The 15922-nt window shown below is 39.3% G+C and carries 13 protein-coding genes; 2 read left to right on the forward strand and 11 right to left on the reverse strand.

What is annotated here, in order from left to right; translation table 11 throughout:
• Positions 1–130: 130 nt before the first annotated feature.
• From MKY49_RS17815 to MKY49_RS17825, 3 genes are all read right to left on the reverse strand, one after another.
• Positions 131–1915: an acyl-CoA dehydrogenase family protein gene (locus MKY49_RS17815; protein WP_341386750.1), complete on the reverse strand. Its 1785-nt coding sequence runs from the start codon at positions 1913–1915 to the stop codon at positions 131–133.
• Between the two features lie 218 nt (positions 1916–2133).
• A complete protein-coding gene (locus MKY49_RS17820) occupies positions 2134–3306 on the reverse strand; it encodes an acetyl-CoA C-acetyltransferase (RefSeq protein ID WP_274794286.1) in 1173 nt (390 codons plus the stop codon).
• Between the two features lie 49 nt (positions 3307–3355).
• Positions 3356–5740, reverse strand: coding sequence for a 3-hydroxyacyl-CoA dehydrogenase/enoyl-CoA hydratase family protein (locus tag MKY49_RS17825; protein WP_341386751.1), 2385 nt, complete (start codon positions 5738–5740; stop codon positions 3356–3358).
• 350 nt (positions 5741–6090) lie between these two features.
• Here MKY49_RS17825 and MKY49_RS17830 point away from each other — a divergent pair, with 350 nt between their 5' ends.
• Together MKY49_RS17830 and MKY49_RS17835 are read left to right on the forward strand one after the other, a co-directional pair.
• Positions 6091–6435 carry a thioredoxin family protein gene (locus MKY49_RS17830; protein WP_274794288.1) on the forward strand — a complete coding sequence of 115 codons (345 nt, stop codon included), beginning with the start codon at positions 6091–6093 and terminating at the stop codon, positions 6433–6435.
• A gap of 54 nt (positions 6436–6489) precedes the next feature.
• A complete protein-coding gene (locus MKY49_RS17835; protein WP_341386752.1) occupies positions 6490–6993 on the forward strand; it encodes a C39 family peptidase in 504 nt (167 codons plus the stop codon).
• Positions 6994–7048: 55 nt separating this feature from the next.
• Here MKY49_RS17835 and MKY49_RS17840 read toward each other — a convergent pair whose 3' ends face one another.
• From MKY49_RS17840 to MKY49_RS17875, 8 genes are all read right to left on the reverse strand, one after another.
• Positions 7049–7936: a 5'-3' exonuclease gene (locus MKY49_RS17840; RefSeq protein WP_312505890.1), complete on the reverse strand. Its 888-nt coding sequence runs from the start codon at positions 7934–7936 to the stop codon at positions 7049–7051.
• A gap of 114 nt (positions 7937–8050) precedes the next feature.
• A complete protein-coding gene (locus MKY49_RS17845; protein WP_274794291.1) occupies positions 8051–9037 on the reverse strand; it encodes an agmatinase family protein in 987 nt (328 codons plus the stop codon).
• A gap of 875 nt (positions 9038–9912) precedes the next feature.
• Complete coding sequence (locus tag MKY49_RS17850; protein ID WP_312505893.1) at positions 9913–10905, reverse strand: polysaccharide deacetylase family protein; 993 nt, start codon at positions 10903–10905, stop codon at positions 9913–9915.
• Between the two features lie 4 nt (positions 10906–10909).
• Positions 10910–11656 (reverse strand): hypothetical protein, encoded by a 747-nt coding sequence (locus MKY49_RS17855; protein WP_274794294.1) that lies wholly within the window; start codon positions 11654–11656, stop codon positions 10910–10912.
• Positions 11637–13310, reverse strand: a complete 1674-nt coding sequence (locus MKY49_RS17860) for a GNAT family N-acetyltransferase (protein WP_341386753.1) — start codon at positions 13308–13310, stop codon at positions 11637–11639. The genes MKY49_RS17855 and MKY49_RS17860 overlap by 20 nt, the downstream gene beginning before the upstream one ends.
• Before the next feature lies 1 nt (position 13311).
• A complete protein-coding gene (locus tag MKY49_RS17865) occupies positions 13312–14442 on the reverse strand; it encodes a glycosyltransferase family 4 protein (RefSeq protein ID WP_341386754.1) in 1131 nt (376 codons plus the stop codon).
• A 10-nt stretch (positions 14443–14452) separates the two neighbouring features.
• A complete protein-coding gene (locus MKY49_RS17870; protein ID WP_274794297.1) occupies positions 14453–15088 on the reverse strand; it encodes a sugar transferase in 636 nt (211 codons plus the stop codon).
• Between the two features lie 141 nt (positions 15089–15229).
• Complete coding sequence (locus tag MKY49_RS17875; RefSeq protein WP_274794298.1) at positions 15230–15679, reverse strand: SACOL1771 family peroxiredoxin; 450 nt, start codon at positions 15677–15679, stop codon at positions 15230–15232.
• Between the last annotated feature and the right edge of the window lie 243 nt (positions 15680–15922).

Here is a 15922-nt window from a genome sequence, read left to right on the forward strand (position 1 = left end):
TCATTTTCATCAGTCTATCCATCTGTTTTGCTTTTTTATCCGTCACTTTTATGATTCTCTATTTTGCAATTTATTGGTATCGCAAAAACTAGCTACCCAAAAGAGGATAGCTAGTTTGCTACATTGATGATTAAACGATATATTTTTCTGCTTCGATTAATTTTACAGATGCTTCACGTTTTTTCGCAATTAAGTTGTATGGGTTATTGCGAGTTAGCTTACGAAGCGCAGATAATGTCATACGCGCTACATCACCATCTGCTGAAGCAAGAATTGTATCTTTTGCTTCTTTTTCGATTTCTGCAAATGCTTCTTGGCAGAAGATTTGTGTATAAAGCAATTTTTGATGTGCTTTTTCAGCGCCATCACGAGCAATTGCTTTTTCTGTACGTAAAACAGCCGATTCCATCGCAAATAATTGGTTAGCGATATTCGCAATATTCACTAATACTTCCTGCTCCTGATCAAGCTTTGCACCAAAGCGTTGCGCTGCTAAACCTGCTGCTAATACAGCAATCTTCTTCGCATTTTTCACTAAATATTTTTCTTGAGCAAGTGGCTCTGTACCGATATCTTCTGGCATTAACATTAGAAGCTCTTGCTGTAAGTTTTGGGCAACCTGTAATAGTGGTAACTCACCTTTTAGCGCCTTTTTCATAAATGTGCCTGGTACAATCATGCGGTTAATTTCATTTGTACCTTCAAAAATTCGATTGATACGAGAATCACGATAAATACGCTCAACCTCGTATTCAGCCATAAAGCCATAGCCACCATGTAGCTGTACTGCTTCATCTGCAATGTAATCTAGTGTTTCTGAACCAAACACTTTTGCAATAGAGCATTCAATTGCGTATTCTGCGATAGCACCTGCAATCACTTTTCCTTGCTTTTGCTCTTCAAGGCTTAACTGACTTAAACGATCTTCAAACAGACCAACCGTACGATAATTTAAAGATTCCGATGCATACAGTTGAGAAGCCATTGTTGATAATTTCTCTTTAGTAAGATTGAAACCAGAAAGCTTTGTTTTAAATTGCTGACGTTGGTTTGTGTATTGAATTGCTAACTCTAATGCACGTTTAGAGCCACCAATTGTGCCCACACCCAGCTTATAACGACCAATATTTAAAATATTAAACGCAATTACATGCCCACGGCCAATTTCACCCAATAGATTTTCTACAGGTACTTCCGCATCTTCTAACACTAATGTACGAGTTGATGATGATTTAATCCCCATTTTCTTCTCTTCAGGGCCAACTGAAACGCCGTTGAATGCACGTTCTACGATGAATGCAGAGAATTTATCGCCATCAATTTTCGCGTAGACAACAAACACATCTGCAAAGCCTGCATTAGTAATCCATTGCTTTTCACCATTTAAAATATAATGTGTTCCTGCATCATTAAGCTTCGCAGTTGTTTTTGCTCCAAGGGCATCTGAACCCGAACCTGGTTCTGTTAATGCATAGGCTGCAATTAACTCCCCAGAGGCAAGCTTAGGTAAATATTTTTTCTTTTGATCTTCATTACCGAAAAGAACGATTGGTAATGAGCCAATCCCCACATGAGCGCCATGTGTAATAGAGAACCCACCTGCAACAGACATTTTCTCAGCAATTAAAGCAGAAGAAACTTTGTCTAATCCAAGCCCTTCGTATTCTTCTGGTACATCTGCTCCAAGTAAACCTAATTCGCCTGCACTTTTAAGAAGACGCACTGAATGCTCAAATTCATGGTGCTCTAAGTTTTCAACTACTGGTAATACTTCATTTGCTACATATTCCTCTGTTGTTTTAGCAATCATTTTATGCTCATCAGTGAAATCTTCTGGTGTAAATACACGATCTAATTCCACATCTTCAATAAGAAATCCGCCGCCTTTAATGAAATCAGTTGTTTTTTCAGTCATGTTTAATTCCTCCCAATGTATCTATTTTGATTGTCTAATCCCCTAATAAGTGACACCTCAGCGCCATAAATTCATCGTCCCTATAAAGAGATAGCTGACGCTTCGATTGCACTCCAAAAACCATGTTTCTTGGCTTAACATATCTATAGAAAAGCTTGATGTATACAATGTTCGGAGGCAACCGTAAACAGTACACCTCAAGCTTATCTAGCAAATTATTAAAGAATTTCAAATACCCCAGCAGCGCCCATACCGCCACCAATACACATTGTTACTACGCCATATTTCTTACCTTGGCGCTTCAATTCATGAATAAGCTTAAGTGTTAAAATGGCTCCTGTTGCACCAAGCGGATGACCTAACGCAATGGCTCCACCATTTACATTGACTTTTTCTTGGTCGATCCCTAAATGACGTACGACCTGTAATGATTGAGAAGCAAATGCTTCATTGATTTCCCATAAATCTATATCCTCTATGGATAAACCTGCGATTTCTAACGCTTTTGGTACAGCAACAATTGGACCGATCCCCATTACTTCGGGCGGTACCCCTCCAACAGCAAAGCCTAAGAATTTTGCCATTGGCGTTAGCCCTTGCTTGACAGCTTCTTCACGGTCCATTACGAGTACAGCAGCAGCACCATCAGAAGTTTGAGAGGCATTACCAGCCGTTACACTGCCTTTTACATGGAAAGCTGGACGTAGTTTTGCTAAACCTTCAACAGATGTACCTGGACGTACCCCTTCATCCATACTAAATGTGAATTTTTTCACTTGTGGTTTATTTTGATCATCTACATAATGCTGTTCCACTTCGATTGGTACAATTTCATCATTGAATTTACCTTCTTTAATGGCCTTTTCAGCAAGCTCATGTGAGCGAACAGCAAAAGCATCCTGGTCTTCTCGACTAACATTGTACTGGCGAGCCACTTCCTCAGCTGTATGGCCCATCCCCATATAATATTGTGGAGCCGTTTCAGCTAACGTTGGATTTAGGCGTGGTGTATTTCCAACCATTGGCACCATACTCATAGACTCTACACCACCAGCAAGAATCGCTTTGGAATGTCCGAGCATGATTCGTTCTGCCGCATAGGCAATCGCCTGTAAACCTGACGAACAAAATCGATTAATCGTTAGAGCAGGTGTTGTATCTGGTAACCCAGCAAGTGCACCAATACTACGTGCTACATTCATCCCCTGCTCCGCTTCTGGCATCGCACAGCCTAAGATTAAATCATCAATCGGTCCTTCATAGCCCGCTCTTTTCAATGTTTCTTTGACTACAACAGCACCAAAATCATCTGGTCTCACCGTTGCTAATGAACCTTTTTTTGCTTTTCCTATTGGAGTTCGTGCTCCTGCTACAATAACGGCTTCACGCATCCTATTAATCCCCCTTTGTTTCATGTGCAAGATTGATCTATTTCGTCATTTAATTACGAAGTGGTTTACCTTTTAACAGCATATGTTGCATTCTTTGCTGTGAAAGTGGATCAGCAACAAGGCTTAGGAACGCCTCACGCTCTAAGTTTAATAAATACTGTTCATCAACTAATGTGCCGTATGGAACCTTACCACCTGCAATAACATAAGCTAATTTTTTAGCAATTTTTAAATCATGTTCACTAATAAAGCCTGACTCAAACATCCCTTGCGCACCGATGAGTAATGTACCGTAACCTGATGCACCGACAACAGGCACTTTTGTAGGTACAGGTGGTTGATAGCCTGCTTCATAAAGCGCTAAAGCCGCTTGCTTTGCATCATATAATTGATGATCTGGGTTAACGGAAATACCATCTGCAAAGTTTAAGAAGTTATTTTCACGTGCTTCTTCGCCAGAAGTTGATACCTTAGCCATCGCAATTGTTTCAAATACTTTATTGGCAATATGTTGATAGTCTACCTCTACGCCATTTGGCAAGCCCTTAAGGAATTTTTGATAAAGCGCTTTATTTCCGCCACCGCCAGGAATTAAACCAACGCCTACTTCCACTAAGCCCATATACGTTTCCATCGTTGCTTGGATATGCGCAGCTGGTAGACAAACCTCTGCTCCACCGCCTAATGTCATCGCAAAAGGTGCTGCCACAACTGGCTTACGGGAATATTTAATTTTTTGCATAGCATCTTGGAATGACTTAATGACGAAATCTAGCTCGAAGATATTATCATCCTGTGCTTCTACTAAAATCATTCCTAGATTTGCGCCAACGCAGAAGTTTTTCCCTTGGTTACCGATAACTAGGCCCTTGTAGTTAGCCTCTACTTCATCTATTGCAAAGTTAATCATTTGGATAATATCTAACCCAATTGCATTCGATTGTGAATGGAATTCAAGTAATGCGATACCATCCCCTAAGTCTATTAAACTAGCACCTGTATTTGATTTAATGACACCATGCTTTTTCTTATAACGTTTTAAATTAAGCTCTTTTTCATTAACTGGCACTTTCACATATTGTGACCCATCGTAATAAGCTAAATCGCCATCTATTTCAGAATAGAATGTCTCAAAACCATTTGCCAGCATCTCTTTAACAAATGCAGGTACATCAAGACCTTCTGACTCCATTTTCGCTACAGAGTCTTTTACGCCAAGAGCATCCCAAATTTCAAATGGTCCTTGTTGCCAGCCGAAGCCCCATTTCATGGCATTGTCAATGGCTACGATATCATCCGCAATTTCACCATGTAGCTGAGCAGAATAAATTAATGTTGGTGCAAAAATCCCCCATAATAGCTCACCTGTACGATCCTTCGCATATGTTAATGCTTTGACTTTATTAGCTAAACCTCGCGTTTGTTTTGCCATTTCAATAGAAGGAGTTTTCAACTTTTTCACTGGGCTATAAGTTAAAGTTGTTGGATCAATCTCATGTATGTCCTTACCTTGTTTAAAGAAGAACCCTTGACCAGATTTAGCACCTAGCCAGCCATTCGCGACCATTTTCTGTAAAAACTCTGGTACAGCAAACACCTGCTGCTCCTCACCTGTTGTTTGATCATAAACATTTTTAGCTACATGAATAAATGTATCTAATCCCACAACATCCAGTGTACGGAAAGTAGCAGATTTCGGACGACCAATAAGTGGACCTGTTACAGAGTCTACTTCACCAACAGAAAAACCACCTTTTAACATTTCCTGTAAAGTTATAAGTAAACCATACGTTCCGATACGATTCGCAATAAAGTTTGGTGTATCCTTTGCTAATACAACACCTTTCCCAAGCACGTCTTCCCCAAACGTTTTCATGAAGCTAACTACTTCAGGCGCAGTTGTATTAGCAGGAATTACTTCTAAAAGTTTTAAATAGCGAGGAGGATTGAAAAAGTGCGTTCCAAGGAAATGCCTTTTAAAGTCGTCTGAGCGTCCCTCTGCCATTGCGTTAATACTAATTCCTGATGTGTTTGAACTGATAATTGTTCCTGGTTTACGAACAGCATCAATTTTTTCATAGAGACTTTGTTTAATTGGTAAATTTTCAACTACAACTTCGATTATCCAATCTACATCTTTTAGTTTCCCTAGATCGTCTTCAAAGTTGCCAACCGTTAGTAGTGATAAATTTTTCTTAGAAGTAAGTGGTGCTGGCTTTTGCTTTAATAACTTTTGCAAAGCTCCGTTTACAATACGATTTCTTACAGCTGGATGCTCTAAAGAAAGACCCTTTGCCTCTTCCTCTTGCGTCAGTTCCTTCGGTGCAATATCTAATAGTAATGTTGGTATACCGATATTGGCTAAATGTGCTGCAATTCCAGAGCCCATCACCCCAGAACCTAGAACAGCTGCTTTTTTAATGTTGTAAGTCACAAGCAATTCCCCCTTATTCTCCCATTGAATGAATAGCCATTCATTTTTTGGCCAAAAAAATATCAAGTGTACCTTAGTGTTTTTTCGTCCTGTTGTTGGATGAAATTCATTCCAGGCAACTAAGCCCGACTAAGGCTTATCTTCGTTCTTAACTCACTTTTTAATGAATGAAGATAAAACTACTTTTCTGTTTTTAGTGTAGATTATTTTGTCTAATTTAGCAATCTTTTTTCAAGAATTATTTTTGCAATATACATCTTTTTCTGTTTTTTACGAGCTAAAAGCAGACAATAAGTAGCAATCAAAACGGCCAAACAGAAAACTTTCAGCTTAAGAGAAAAATGTGTAGAATGGAAAACAAGGAGAGTGAATATATAATGAAAACAATTACTACAGCAGATCAATTTAATGAACTAATCGCGGGTGACCAAAAAGTACTAGTGAAATTTTACGCTGGCTGGTGCCCAGATTGCACACGAATGAACATGTTCATCGATCCAATCATTGAAGAGTACAACCAATATGACTGGTATGAGCTAAACCGTGATGAGCTTCCAGAAATTGCAGACAAATATGATGTAATGGGAATCCCAAGCTTATTAATTTTCCAAAACGGTGAAAAACTTGCACATTTACACAGTGCCAATGCAAAAACACCTCAGCAAGTAACAGAATTTTTATCTGCTCAACAATAAAGAGCAAAGAGCTGCATTTCATTGAAATGCAGCTCTTTTTAAAAGGAGATTGTTATGCACAAACAATTAGTTCTACTCGGTACATCACAATATGATACATCGATTGCACCAAGCTATCGTTATTCTGCCTGTGGACCTACTACCATTCACGTTATGTTAAACTTTTTGAACAAATCAGCCCCTTCAATAAATGAACTCTACAAGCTGCTCGGTGGCACAAAAATTGGCTTATTTAAATGGCGACTTATCCATAATCTCCGTCGACTATATCCAACTTGGGATATTCGAAATTGTTCATTAAAAGAAGCTTTACAGGAGATTGACGCCGGTCGCCCCGTTGCTATGCGTTTTGATCGTTACTTTAGCCTTCAATGGCGAGATAAAAAATCGGCCTTTGCCTATCATTGGGTACCGCTAATTGGCTATGACATAAAAAATGGCGACCTATCGTTAATTTTTCATGATAATGGTAGACCTCATCATGAAAGTACTATTCGTCGAGCTTTCTATAAAGATAATGAGAAGGTGTTATCGTTTGTTAAAATTAAACCTCAATAGCGCTTATTTATAAAAAATAAAAAGCAGAGCATATTACTATACTCTGCGTTCATTGTTAAATAAGGGAATACAAGGAGCGTGCGTGCTTGGCGATTAGCGTGTAGCCACTCTCTTCTATTTCTTTAAAAATATGTGGTTCATAGCTTGGTAACGCTAGGCTTGCAAAATCTGCTTCAATTGGTACATCGGTTTGAATAGTTGCAAGCTCATGGGATAATTTTAGCATGTCCAAATTTTCCTGGATTTTTGTGCGTTGGCCTGGCTTTAATTCACCAAGTGATTCTAGAATCTTGTCAATTGAGCCATATGTTTGAATGAGCGTCAATGCTTGCTTCGGACCAATACCCTTGACACCTGGATAGCCATCACTAGTATCGCCCATAAAGGCTTTCACCTGTGCAAACTGCGTTGGCTCTATACGATATTCTTCTTTAAAGCGTGTATGTGTATAAATATCGTACTCTGTGTAGCCCTTTTTCGTAAAGGCAATTTCTGTAGAAGGTCTTAAAAGCTGAAGCAAGTCTTTATCCCCACTAATAACCGTAATATCTGCCTCATCCTGCCATTTAGTAATCATGGAACCAATTAAATCATCTGCTTCCATACCCTTCACACCGAAATTTTGCCAGCCAATTTGCTGCGATAATTTTTTCGCCATATCAAATTGAGGCAGCATTTCCTCTGGTGGGGCTGGGCGATTTGCTTTATAGCCATCAAATAAATCATTGCGGAACGTATGTGCCCCCATATCCCAGCAAACAGCCATATGCGTTGGCTTCATAATTGATTGTGCTGTTAAAACATGACGTACAAATCCTTGGGCCCCATTCGTCGGTGTCCCATCTGCCAAGCGAATAAAATGTCCCATTGCAGCTGAGGCAAAAAATGAACGGAATAACAGTGCCATACCGTCAACAATCAATAGTTTTGGTTTTGTTGTCATATAATTTCCTCTCTATTACAAATACAAAGTTTGTATAAAATAAAATGTTTCCTATTTTACATTATAACAAACTTTCACTAATCAGCATTGTCAATACACGGAAATACTATTACTTTACGGCGTAACCTTCCCTTTTTTTGAAATACGATTACGGTGATCAAGTTGAATGCCTGTTAACCACTGTAAAAATGCTGTTACCCCAATTTTAACGGTTTCCGGACGTAGCATTCCTTCCTTAGGATCAGCATAAACAAAATCAATATGACGAACTCCTTCATTTTCTCCAATCAGCTTGAGAATATCAAATAATTCGTAGGCCGTTAAGCCACCTGGTGTTGCTGCAGGAACGTCACGAGCAAACATAATATCTAGAGCATCTAAATCTACTGAAACATAAATACGATCTACTTCATACATCAGCTGACGAAGCATTTCACGAATTGTGAGCTGTATACCATCTCGTCGCATTTGCTTTAACGTAATCATATGAATCCCTTGCTCTCTTGCGTAATGAATCATTTCAGGTGAATTGAAAAAGCCATGCAAACCGACATTATACACATGTTTCCCCTCAACAACTCCTGCTGCCATTAACTGATGAATGGGAGAATCTTGTGCTAAACCAACCTCTTCTTGATTCCTTGCATCTAAGTGTGTATCAATCTGAATAATGCCAATCCGATCTTGCGGAAAAGCATTTTTTATACCTCTTAAGGAACAGGCAGTAACCGCATGATCTCCTCCAATCAAACAAGTAAAGCTTTTTTGAAAAGCAATACTTAAATTTTCCGCTGCTGCTTCGATGGCAGATTCAGAAAGCATACGATCTTGTTCATGAATCGCCACATCTCCTATATCCACGACTGACAGCGCACGTAAATTAACCTGTTCATCTAAATTATATGATTGAAAACTAGGCCACACTTTACGAAATTCAGTTGGATATTGCGCTTTTGTTGATCCTCCACTGGCATACGATAAAAGCGCACCATAAATTACAATATCCACATCATTTGGATTCGGATTAGCTTGCTGCTTTATCCATTGATGCATTGCTGATCCATTTTCTTGCTTCCACTGGCATTCCGGTTGAATAAACATTATTCTCTACCACCCTTCATATCTTTTCCATCCAAGTTAAATTGACCTACATAAATTTTTACTTTCCGCAAAATGTCCTGCCATAAAATTTCTATTATTATAGTACCATTCGTACATTCATTTTCGTCATTGTTTTACTTTTTTCCTCTTTTCTTTTGAAATTTCTCAATTAGACAACAAAAAAGCAAACTAGAAACCGATCTAGTTTGCTTTCAATAACGAAAGGGTGATTTTCATATTGTGAGTTGGCCTTATATCTTTCATTTAAAGTGAGGAGCACCATAGTTAGGAGCGCTTTGCTCAGATTTTGGAGCGGTTACCTCCTCTTTTGGAGTGCTTTGTTCACACTTTGAGCGGGTATCACAACCTTTGGAGCGCCTTGCCCTTACTTTCGAGCGGTTACCTTCTCTTTTGGAGCACCTTGTCCACACTTTCGAGCGGTTACCTTCTCTTTTGGAGCACCTTGTCCACACTTTCGAGCGGTTACCCCCTCTTTTGGAGCGCCTTGCCCACACTTTCGAGCGGTTACCTTCTCTTTTGGAGCACCTTGTCCACACTTTCGAGCGGTTACCTTCTCTTTTGGAGCGCCTTGCCCTCACTTTCGAGCGGTTACCTTCTCTTTTGGAGCGCCTTGCCCTTACTTTCGAGCGGGTACCACAACCTTTGGAGCGCCTTGTCCACACTTTGGAGCGGTTACCCCCTCTTTTGGAGCGCTTTGCCCTCACTTTCGAGCGGTTACCTTCTCTTTTGGAGCGCTTTGCCCTCACTTTCGAGCGGTTACCCCCTCTTTTGGAGCGCTTTGCTCACACCTTCGAGCGGGTATCACATCCTTTGGAGCGCCTTGCCCACACTTTCGAGCGGTTACCTCATCAAAACTATTTCTGCTGTTTAAAGTGGCTTTGGCATAGCTCAGCAACTTCATGCATGGAATAACTTTGAAAATTGTATTGGCTGCGCAACTCTTGATAATAGCGTAATAGCTCTTCCAGCATCGCTAAATTTTTATCAATGTGCTTGCCAAAGTTATGAGGGTGCCACCATAAATGATAAAATGCTTGCGCCTTTGCAGCTTCGAGCATACTTTCCTTAATACGTTTTACTTTTAACCCTTCGAATACGCGCAATGGACCACAATAAGGCCTTAAAAAGGCACTTGACCGAATATTAATGAGCTGCGCCTCTTGCATTTCTGCTAGTGTTGCCATATGGTGTCCGGTTAGATTCCAATAGCTATCTAGCCATTTCTTTGCTCCGAAAAGTCTGCCCTTCTTCGTAAACTTTTGAGCTTGATACAATGTATGGTTTTCAGTTCCTCTGTAGCAAATATAGCCAGCTTCTGAACACGCTGATAAATAGTCTTTGTTTATTTGGTTACGTGGAAAGACAATGGATTTCATCGGAGCGATATATCCTTCACTAATTGTTTTTGTAGCATGTAAATCGGCACGAAAAGCTGCCTCTGTTTGCCCCTTTTCCAAGCAATAGAAATGGGAGAAGGTATGACTTCCTATTTCCTGATGTGGTGTACGTTTAATATCCTCGATTAAAGATTTACCAAAATGTAAAAGATCCTCTTGTTCATTTTCGCCTACTTTTGCTAGCTGTGTATGTGCAGCAAAGCGCATATTTTCATATTTCACAGGGATACCTCGTAAATAATGAGCCATTTCTGCCTTTGATTCTGCAAACAATAATCCGACTGTAGCCCAAGTCGCATGAATGTCATATTGCTCAAATAACGTTAGTATTCTGGGCAAGGCTTTACGTACACCATATAGGTTTTTATTGTATTGTCCATATCGAAAAACGTCATGGACACCCCAATTTAGCTCAAAATCTAATGAAATAACGAGACCCCCACCATTCATGTTGCTACTTCCTCCATTTTTGTACACCTAATAGCAGTGCACGTATTTTTGATTGGGTGATGTAGCCTGAGTAGACATGGACAATTTGGCCACCAAAGCTTAGTTTAAAGGCTCGTACATTATGACTATTTGTTAATTCACCCATATCATATAAAACAAAACCTTGCTCCTTTAAGTGGAGTAGATTATGCCAGATTAAAAAACGATTGGCATAACGGATCGGTCGTTTTAAATGTGAAGGCATAGCTGATGCATGACAAGTAGCCTCGTAAAAAGACATCGCTCTTTTCTCATGAACAATATCTAATCGATAGCACAGTGTTTGTCCACAAATACTCTGGATCTCGGATAATAATAATGCACCCTGTTCATTTAGGAGCATGAGTGTTTCCATTTGTGACTTGCCAATTGCTTCAAGCTTTTTTCTTTTGGCAAACTGATTGTAGAATTGCTGGAAGGCTCGCAAGTTGTCCATCGAGGGCTCTTTGTACAAAATAACTTGATAAAATTCTTTTTGGGCCCGTCGAAGGATTTTACGATTCCCTTCTGAAAGTGCTAAATATAACGAAAGCTCATGCTCTTGCAAATGAATGTGAACCGTTTCGCTTTTTACAAGCTTTCTGCTAGGTACAAGTGAATGTGTATAGCCTACAACTTTCATTGAGTTTCGAACATTTGCTGGCTTTTCTAGAAGATAAAAATGCTGCATTGCGATATTCCATCGCTTACTTTTAATGGACAGAATGAACATCGCCCCCACTCTCCGTATATTTTTCTACACGATTTCGCTCAAAGCGAGCGAATTTAAAATGTTTCATTCGAGAAATAGGTTTATAGCCTAGCTGTACTAAGCGCTTACGCTTCCGCCATTGCCAAAAGCTTGCCGTTACCCATAGTGTTTGTGCCGGTTTTATTTTTCGAAAATAAGCTGTAATAATATCGATTTGTTTGAAAACATCATAGGCTAAAAAATAGGTCTGCTTCGGTAACGGTTCTATAATCCGCAATGAATCGACTCGCCAATTTGTGGCATGTAACGCAAAGGCTGGTTTATTCGTTTCTGCAAAGGAGTCTTTATAAATCGTATATCCCTTATAAAAGAGGGCAATGACTTCCTCCTGATCAAGCTGCATCGCTTCCTGAATCGACATTTCTTCAAATAAGTTACCAACAGGCTGCTGTGGCGATACATCCTCTGAGGGAGTTAATTCATACAGCTCCACTTGTTTCATACGAACAAATCTTTCTACGAATTGTTGTCCATATTCTAGCCAATCTTTTAGCTTTCCATACTTTACTAAAAAACGTAAATGACCTAGTGAATTACGCTTCCAGTCCACAATTCGCTGATTACTTTTTACGTATTCCTTAAGTCGTTGCTTTAATGATAAAAATCCTGTCAGTAAATTTGTACGTTTCGAACCACTGCTGGCAAGCATATGCCTTGTAAAATCAATGCTAGAGCGCCAGTCAAATTTATAAGGCTCATAGCCAATACTCATATCAAATAGGCGATAATTGGCTGCGAACGTTCGCTGAATGGTTTCTTGATTGACGATACGTCCAGCACCAAATAAATTAAATGTTGGCTCATGTGCAAGAGCGTAAGTTACATAACGCCCCCGACAGCAAAGTCCATATGTGAAACCAATCCACTGATTTTCAAAGACAAGTGCATCGACCTCCACCTGTAAGGCCTCTCCCTTTAGCATTGTTAAACGTTCAAAAAAGTCTCTTTTCTTACCCTTTGTAAATTCACTTGTATCAATCTTTTTTGCCCAACGACGATTAAATAATCGAAACATTTGCCAAAGCTCGTCCTGCGATGGAGCACGTCTTTCTAATGAGCCTAAATTTCGTAGCTTTCGTTCGCGTCGATCGACACCATGCATTTTTCGTCGTTGATTGAAATGATGTTGAAAATCTACTTCCGAAAATGCTAGATACGGTGTCACTACACGGAATATGCTTGTACGTAATTGTCTTTCAACAAAATATTGCTCCAAGATTTTAGTAGATGCTTTACTTTCTAATAAGCCATGAAGAGAAAAAACAACGTGTCGATATTTTTTAATCAGCTCATCAAATATAAAGGTTGCTGCTTGGAGTAACCACTGTTGTTTAGCGACTATCCCGGTATAGTTAGCAATCTGTTTACCTGCAAATGTATACACCCTTATTCCCCATCGAATAGACACCGTAAAGGGGAAAAAGGCGATGATTGTCCCCTCATGTTCAATGGCATAAAGCTCTACACGTTCTTTCCGTCCAACAATTTGCCACCAATTATAAAACCAAGCAAATTCTATAAATGGGTTATCATTGTCCTCTGCTTCTAAAATGGCATCCCAAATTTCCTTGTACCACATAAGCTCATCATCAGTTCTAATGCGAATTAATTGCAATTTAATCCCCTTTCTTCGCTAGTTCTGAAACAGCTTGCTGATAGACCATTATTGTTTTTTGATACATAGGGGTAAACGTGAAATACTGCAAATAACGGCATTCACTTACATTCCCCATTTGTTGCCTTAAATCGGCATCCATTATTAGTTGGTGTAGCCTCTGCTTTAATAATTCAAAATTATCTCGTTCTACTAAAAATCCATTACCATGATCTTCTACGAGCTCTTTTACACCACCTACATTTGTTGCAATAATAGGGAGACCTACACGCATCGCTTCAATAATAGAAATCGGCAAGCCTTCCCAATCTGACAACAAGACAAAAATGTGGCTTTTCTCAAGATAAGAATGGACATCTAATTGATTGCCTAAAAATGTTATACGTGCTGTTAAACCAGACTGTTCAACAAGTTTTTCTAGGTCAGAACGGAGTGAACCATCTCCAATTAGTTGAAGATGCCATGGAATATGCGTCAGCTCCGCCAAAGCCTTGAGTAAGATATCCTGCCTTTTTGGCACTTCAAAACGAGCAACCATAACAATGATTGGCTGCTCCAAAAATGTTCTTTCAGTTGTTGTCCTTTTCTCTATTAGATCAATGCCATTATGAATTGTCAGTAATTTATGTGCAGGAGCCACCTCCTTCATTAGTGCTAATTCTCGATCGTATTCGGATACCGTAATAATTTTTGTAGTAAATAGCTGAACAGATTTTTCCATCCGATGGTATAGCAGCTTTTTCTTTTGTGGAACACCTTCTGTAAAACTCCAGCTATGTGCTGTAAAGATAGTTGGAATTCCTAGTAAACTACCAACTACACGACCTATGATACCTGCCTTGGATGAATGGGTGGCTACAATATCTGGTTGTATTCGTTTAAAGACAGCTCTTAATTGCCAGAATGATTGAAAGTCTTTCGCTAAATGAATCGCTCGTTGTAAGGAAGGTATATTGATGACGGGAATTTTCAGTTCTTGCAAGCGCCACAGTGATGGCTGATAGGAGCCCGTTACAACTGTCACCTCATGTCCATCTTGTTGTAATTGGATAGAAAGTGCCTCCACATGTTTTTGAGCACCTCCGACCTTATCCATTCTTGTAATAAGCTGAACTATTTTCAGTACTGCCACTCCTTATTTTTTAATAAGCACCCGTTCTTGCTACGATGACATAAATAGTCTTCAACATAATTTGGATATCCATCCAAAAGGAGAAATTTTCAACATATTCAATGTCATACGAGATTTTTTGTCCATGTGATATATTCGATCTACCATTTATTTGAGCAAGCCCCGTCAATCCTGGCTTTACCTCCAGTCGCCGAGCTTGTAAAGAGTTATAAGCATTTGTAATCGTTGGAACTTCCGGGCGTGGACCTACAATGCTCATATCACCCTTTAGCACATTTAAAAGTTGTGGGATTTCATCAATACTTAGCTTTCGAAGGATAGCGCCCACTTTTGTGATACGTGTATCTTGCTTCGTTTTAAAGTAATAATCATCAGGGATACCATTAGCACAAATAGTCGGCATATTTACTGGAACTGCCTGAATACACATTGTTCGTAGCTTCCAAATCACAAAGCGGTGATGATCGAGGCCAGTTCGTATTTGTTTGAAGAAAATGGGGCGACCCGTTGTCATGAGTAAAATGAGAAAGACTATTAGCATAAGAGGAATCGTTATAAAAAGTAAAATTAAAGCCCCAATAATATCAACTATTCTTTTGCCGTACTGACCATAGAATGTGAGATTCTGAGCTGTCTGAACGTGCAATACATCATCCTTTGCATTTTTTTAGCACTTAACACTATATATTCATTTTGTACATTTCTAGAACTAGTATAGAAAAAGTGCTCCCTTTAAGAAAAAAAGAGTTATGTCAGCGTCATATGCTGAATAACTCTTTTTGCCGTATTATATGCTTGCTTCTAAAATTTGAACATCACATTCAATCAAAACATTCCCCTTCACCGCTTTACTTATCATACAAGTCTGTTCCGCCTTGTGTGCTAAGCGCTCTATTCTTTTTGCAAGATGTTCCGATAGCTCTTGGACAACAATTGTTGGTTTATGGACAATTTTTTCATAAGTAAAAACGCCATTTTCTACGCTTACAAACCCATGAGCCTGCATGGATAAAGACATAACATCTATTTCCGATCTTTCAAGCAGAGCAGCTAAGGTGATTAAATAACAGGTTGCCGCTGCACCTAAAAGCATTTCATCTGGATTTGTACCAATCCCTGGACCATTCATTTCCTGAGGAATAGATATTTGCGTTTGTAAATTGCTTGATGTTATGTTCCCTGTCCCATTTCTTCCGTCCGCCCAAGTTAAATCCATTGTAAATTTATGCTGAACCATCGTTTATATCCTCCTTTATTTTTGGCTAAGAAAAATGCGAAATATTTATCGTAAGGCAAGCAAGGCGTAGCTTAAAACCTTTGCTTTCTTTAACTCTACCACATTTTCAACGTGATGCTTGAAATCAAAAATTGCGTTGAGTACTTCGAACAGCCACCAGTAACTTCAAGTGCAGTTTGAATCCCTAGCAAAACATTCAACCTCACTGTGTTTCGAAAGAACCATTGCCATAGCTCCACTATT

The sequence above is a fragment of the Lysinibacillus sp. FSL M8-0134 genome (assembly GCF_038069745.1).
Lineage (GTDB): Bacteria > Bacillota > Bacilli > Bacillales_A > Planococcaceae > Lysinibacillus > Lysinibacillus irui.

Coding starts and splice junctions, on each gene's coding strand:
- MKY49_RS17850 (WP_312505893.1), bottom strand. CDS start 10,905: ATGAATGGTGGGGGTCTCGTTATTTCATTAGATTTTGAGCTAAATTGG.
- MKY49_RS17855 (WP_274794294.1), bottom strand. CDS start 11,656: ATGTTCATTCTGTCCATTAAAAGTAAGCGATGGAATATCGCAATGCAG.
- MKY49_RS17840 (WP_312505890.1), bottom strand. CDS start 7,936: ATGACAACAAAACCAAAACTATTGATTGTTGACGGTATGGCACTGTTA.
- MKY49_RS17875 (WP_274794298.1), bottom strand. CDS start 15,679: ATGGTTCAGCATAAATTTACAATGGATTTAACTTGGGCGGACGGAAGA.
- MKY49_RS17820 (WP_274794286.1), bottom strand. CDS start 3,306: ATGCGTGAAGCCGTTATTGTAGCAGGAGCACGAACTCCAATAGGAAAA.
- MKY49_RS17845 (WP_274794291.1), bottom strand. CDS start 9,037: ATGTTTATTCAACCGGAATGCCAGTGGAAGCAAGAAAATGGATCAGCA.
- MKY49_RS17830 (WP_274794288.1), top strand. CDS start 6,091: ATGGAAAACAAGGAGAGTGAATATATAATGAAAACAATTACTACAGCA.
- MKY49_RS17815 (WP_341386750.1), bottom strand. CDS start 1,915: ATGACTGAAAAAACAACTGATTTCATTAAAGGCGGCGGATTTCTTATT.
- MKY49_RS17835 (WP_341386752.1), top strand. CDS start 6,490: ATGCACAAACAATTAGTTCTACTCGGTACATCACAATATGATACATCG.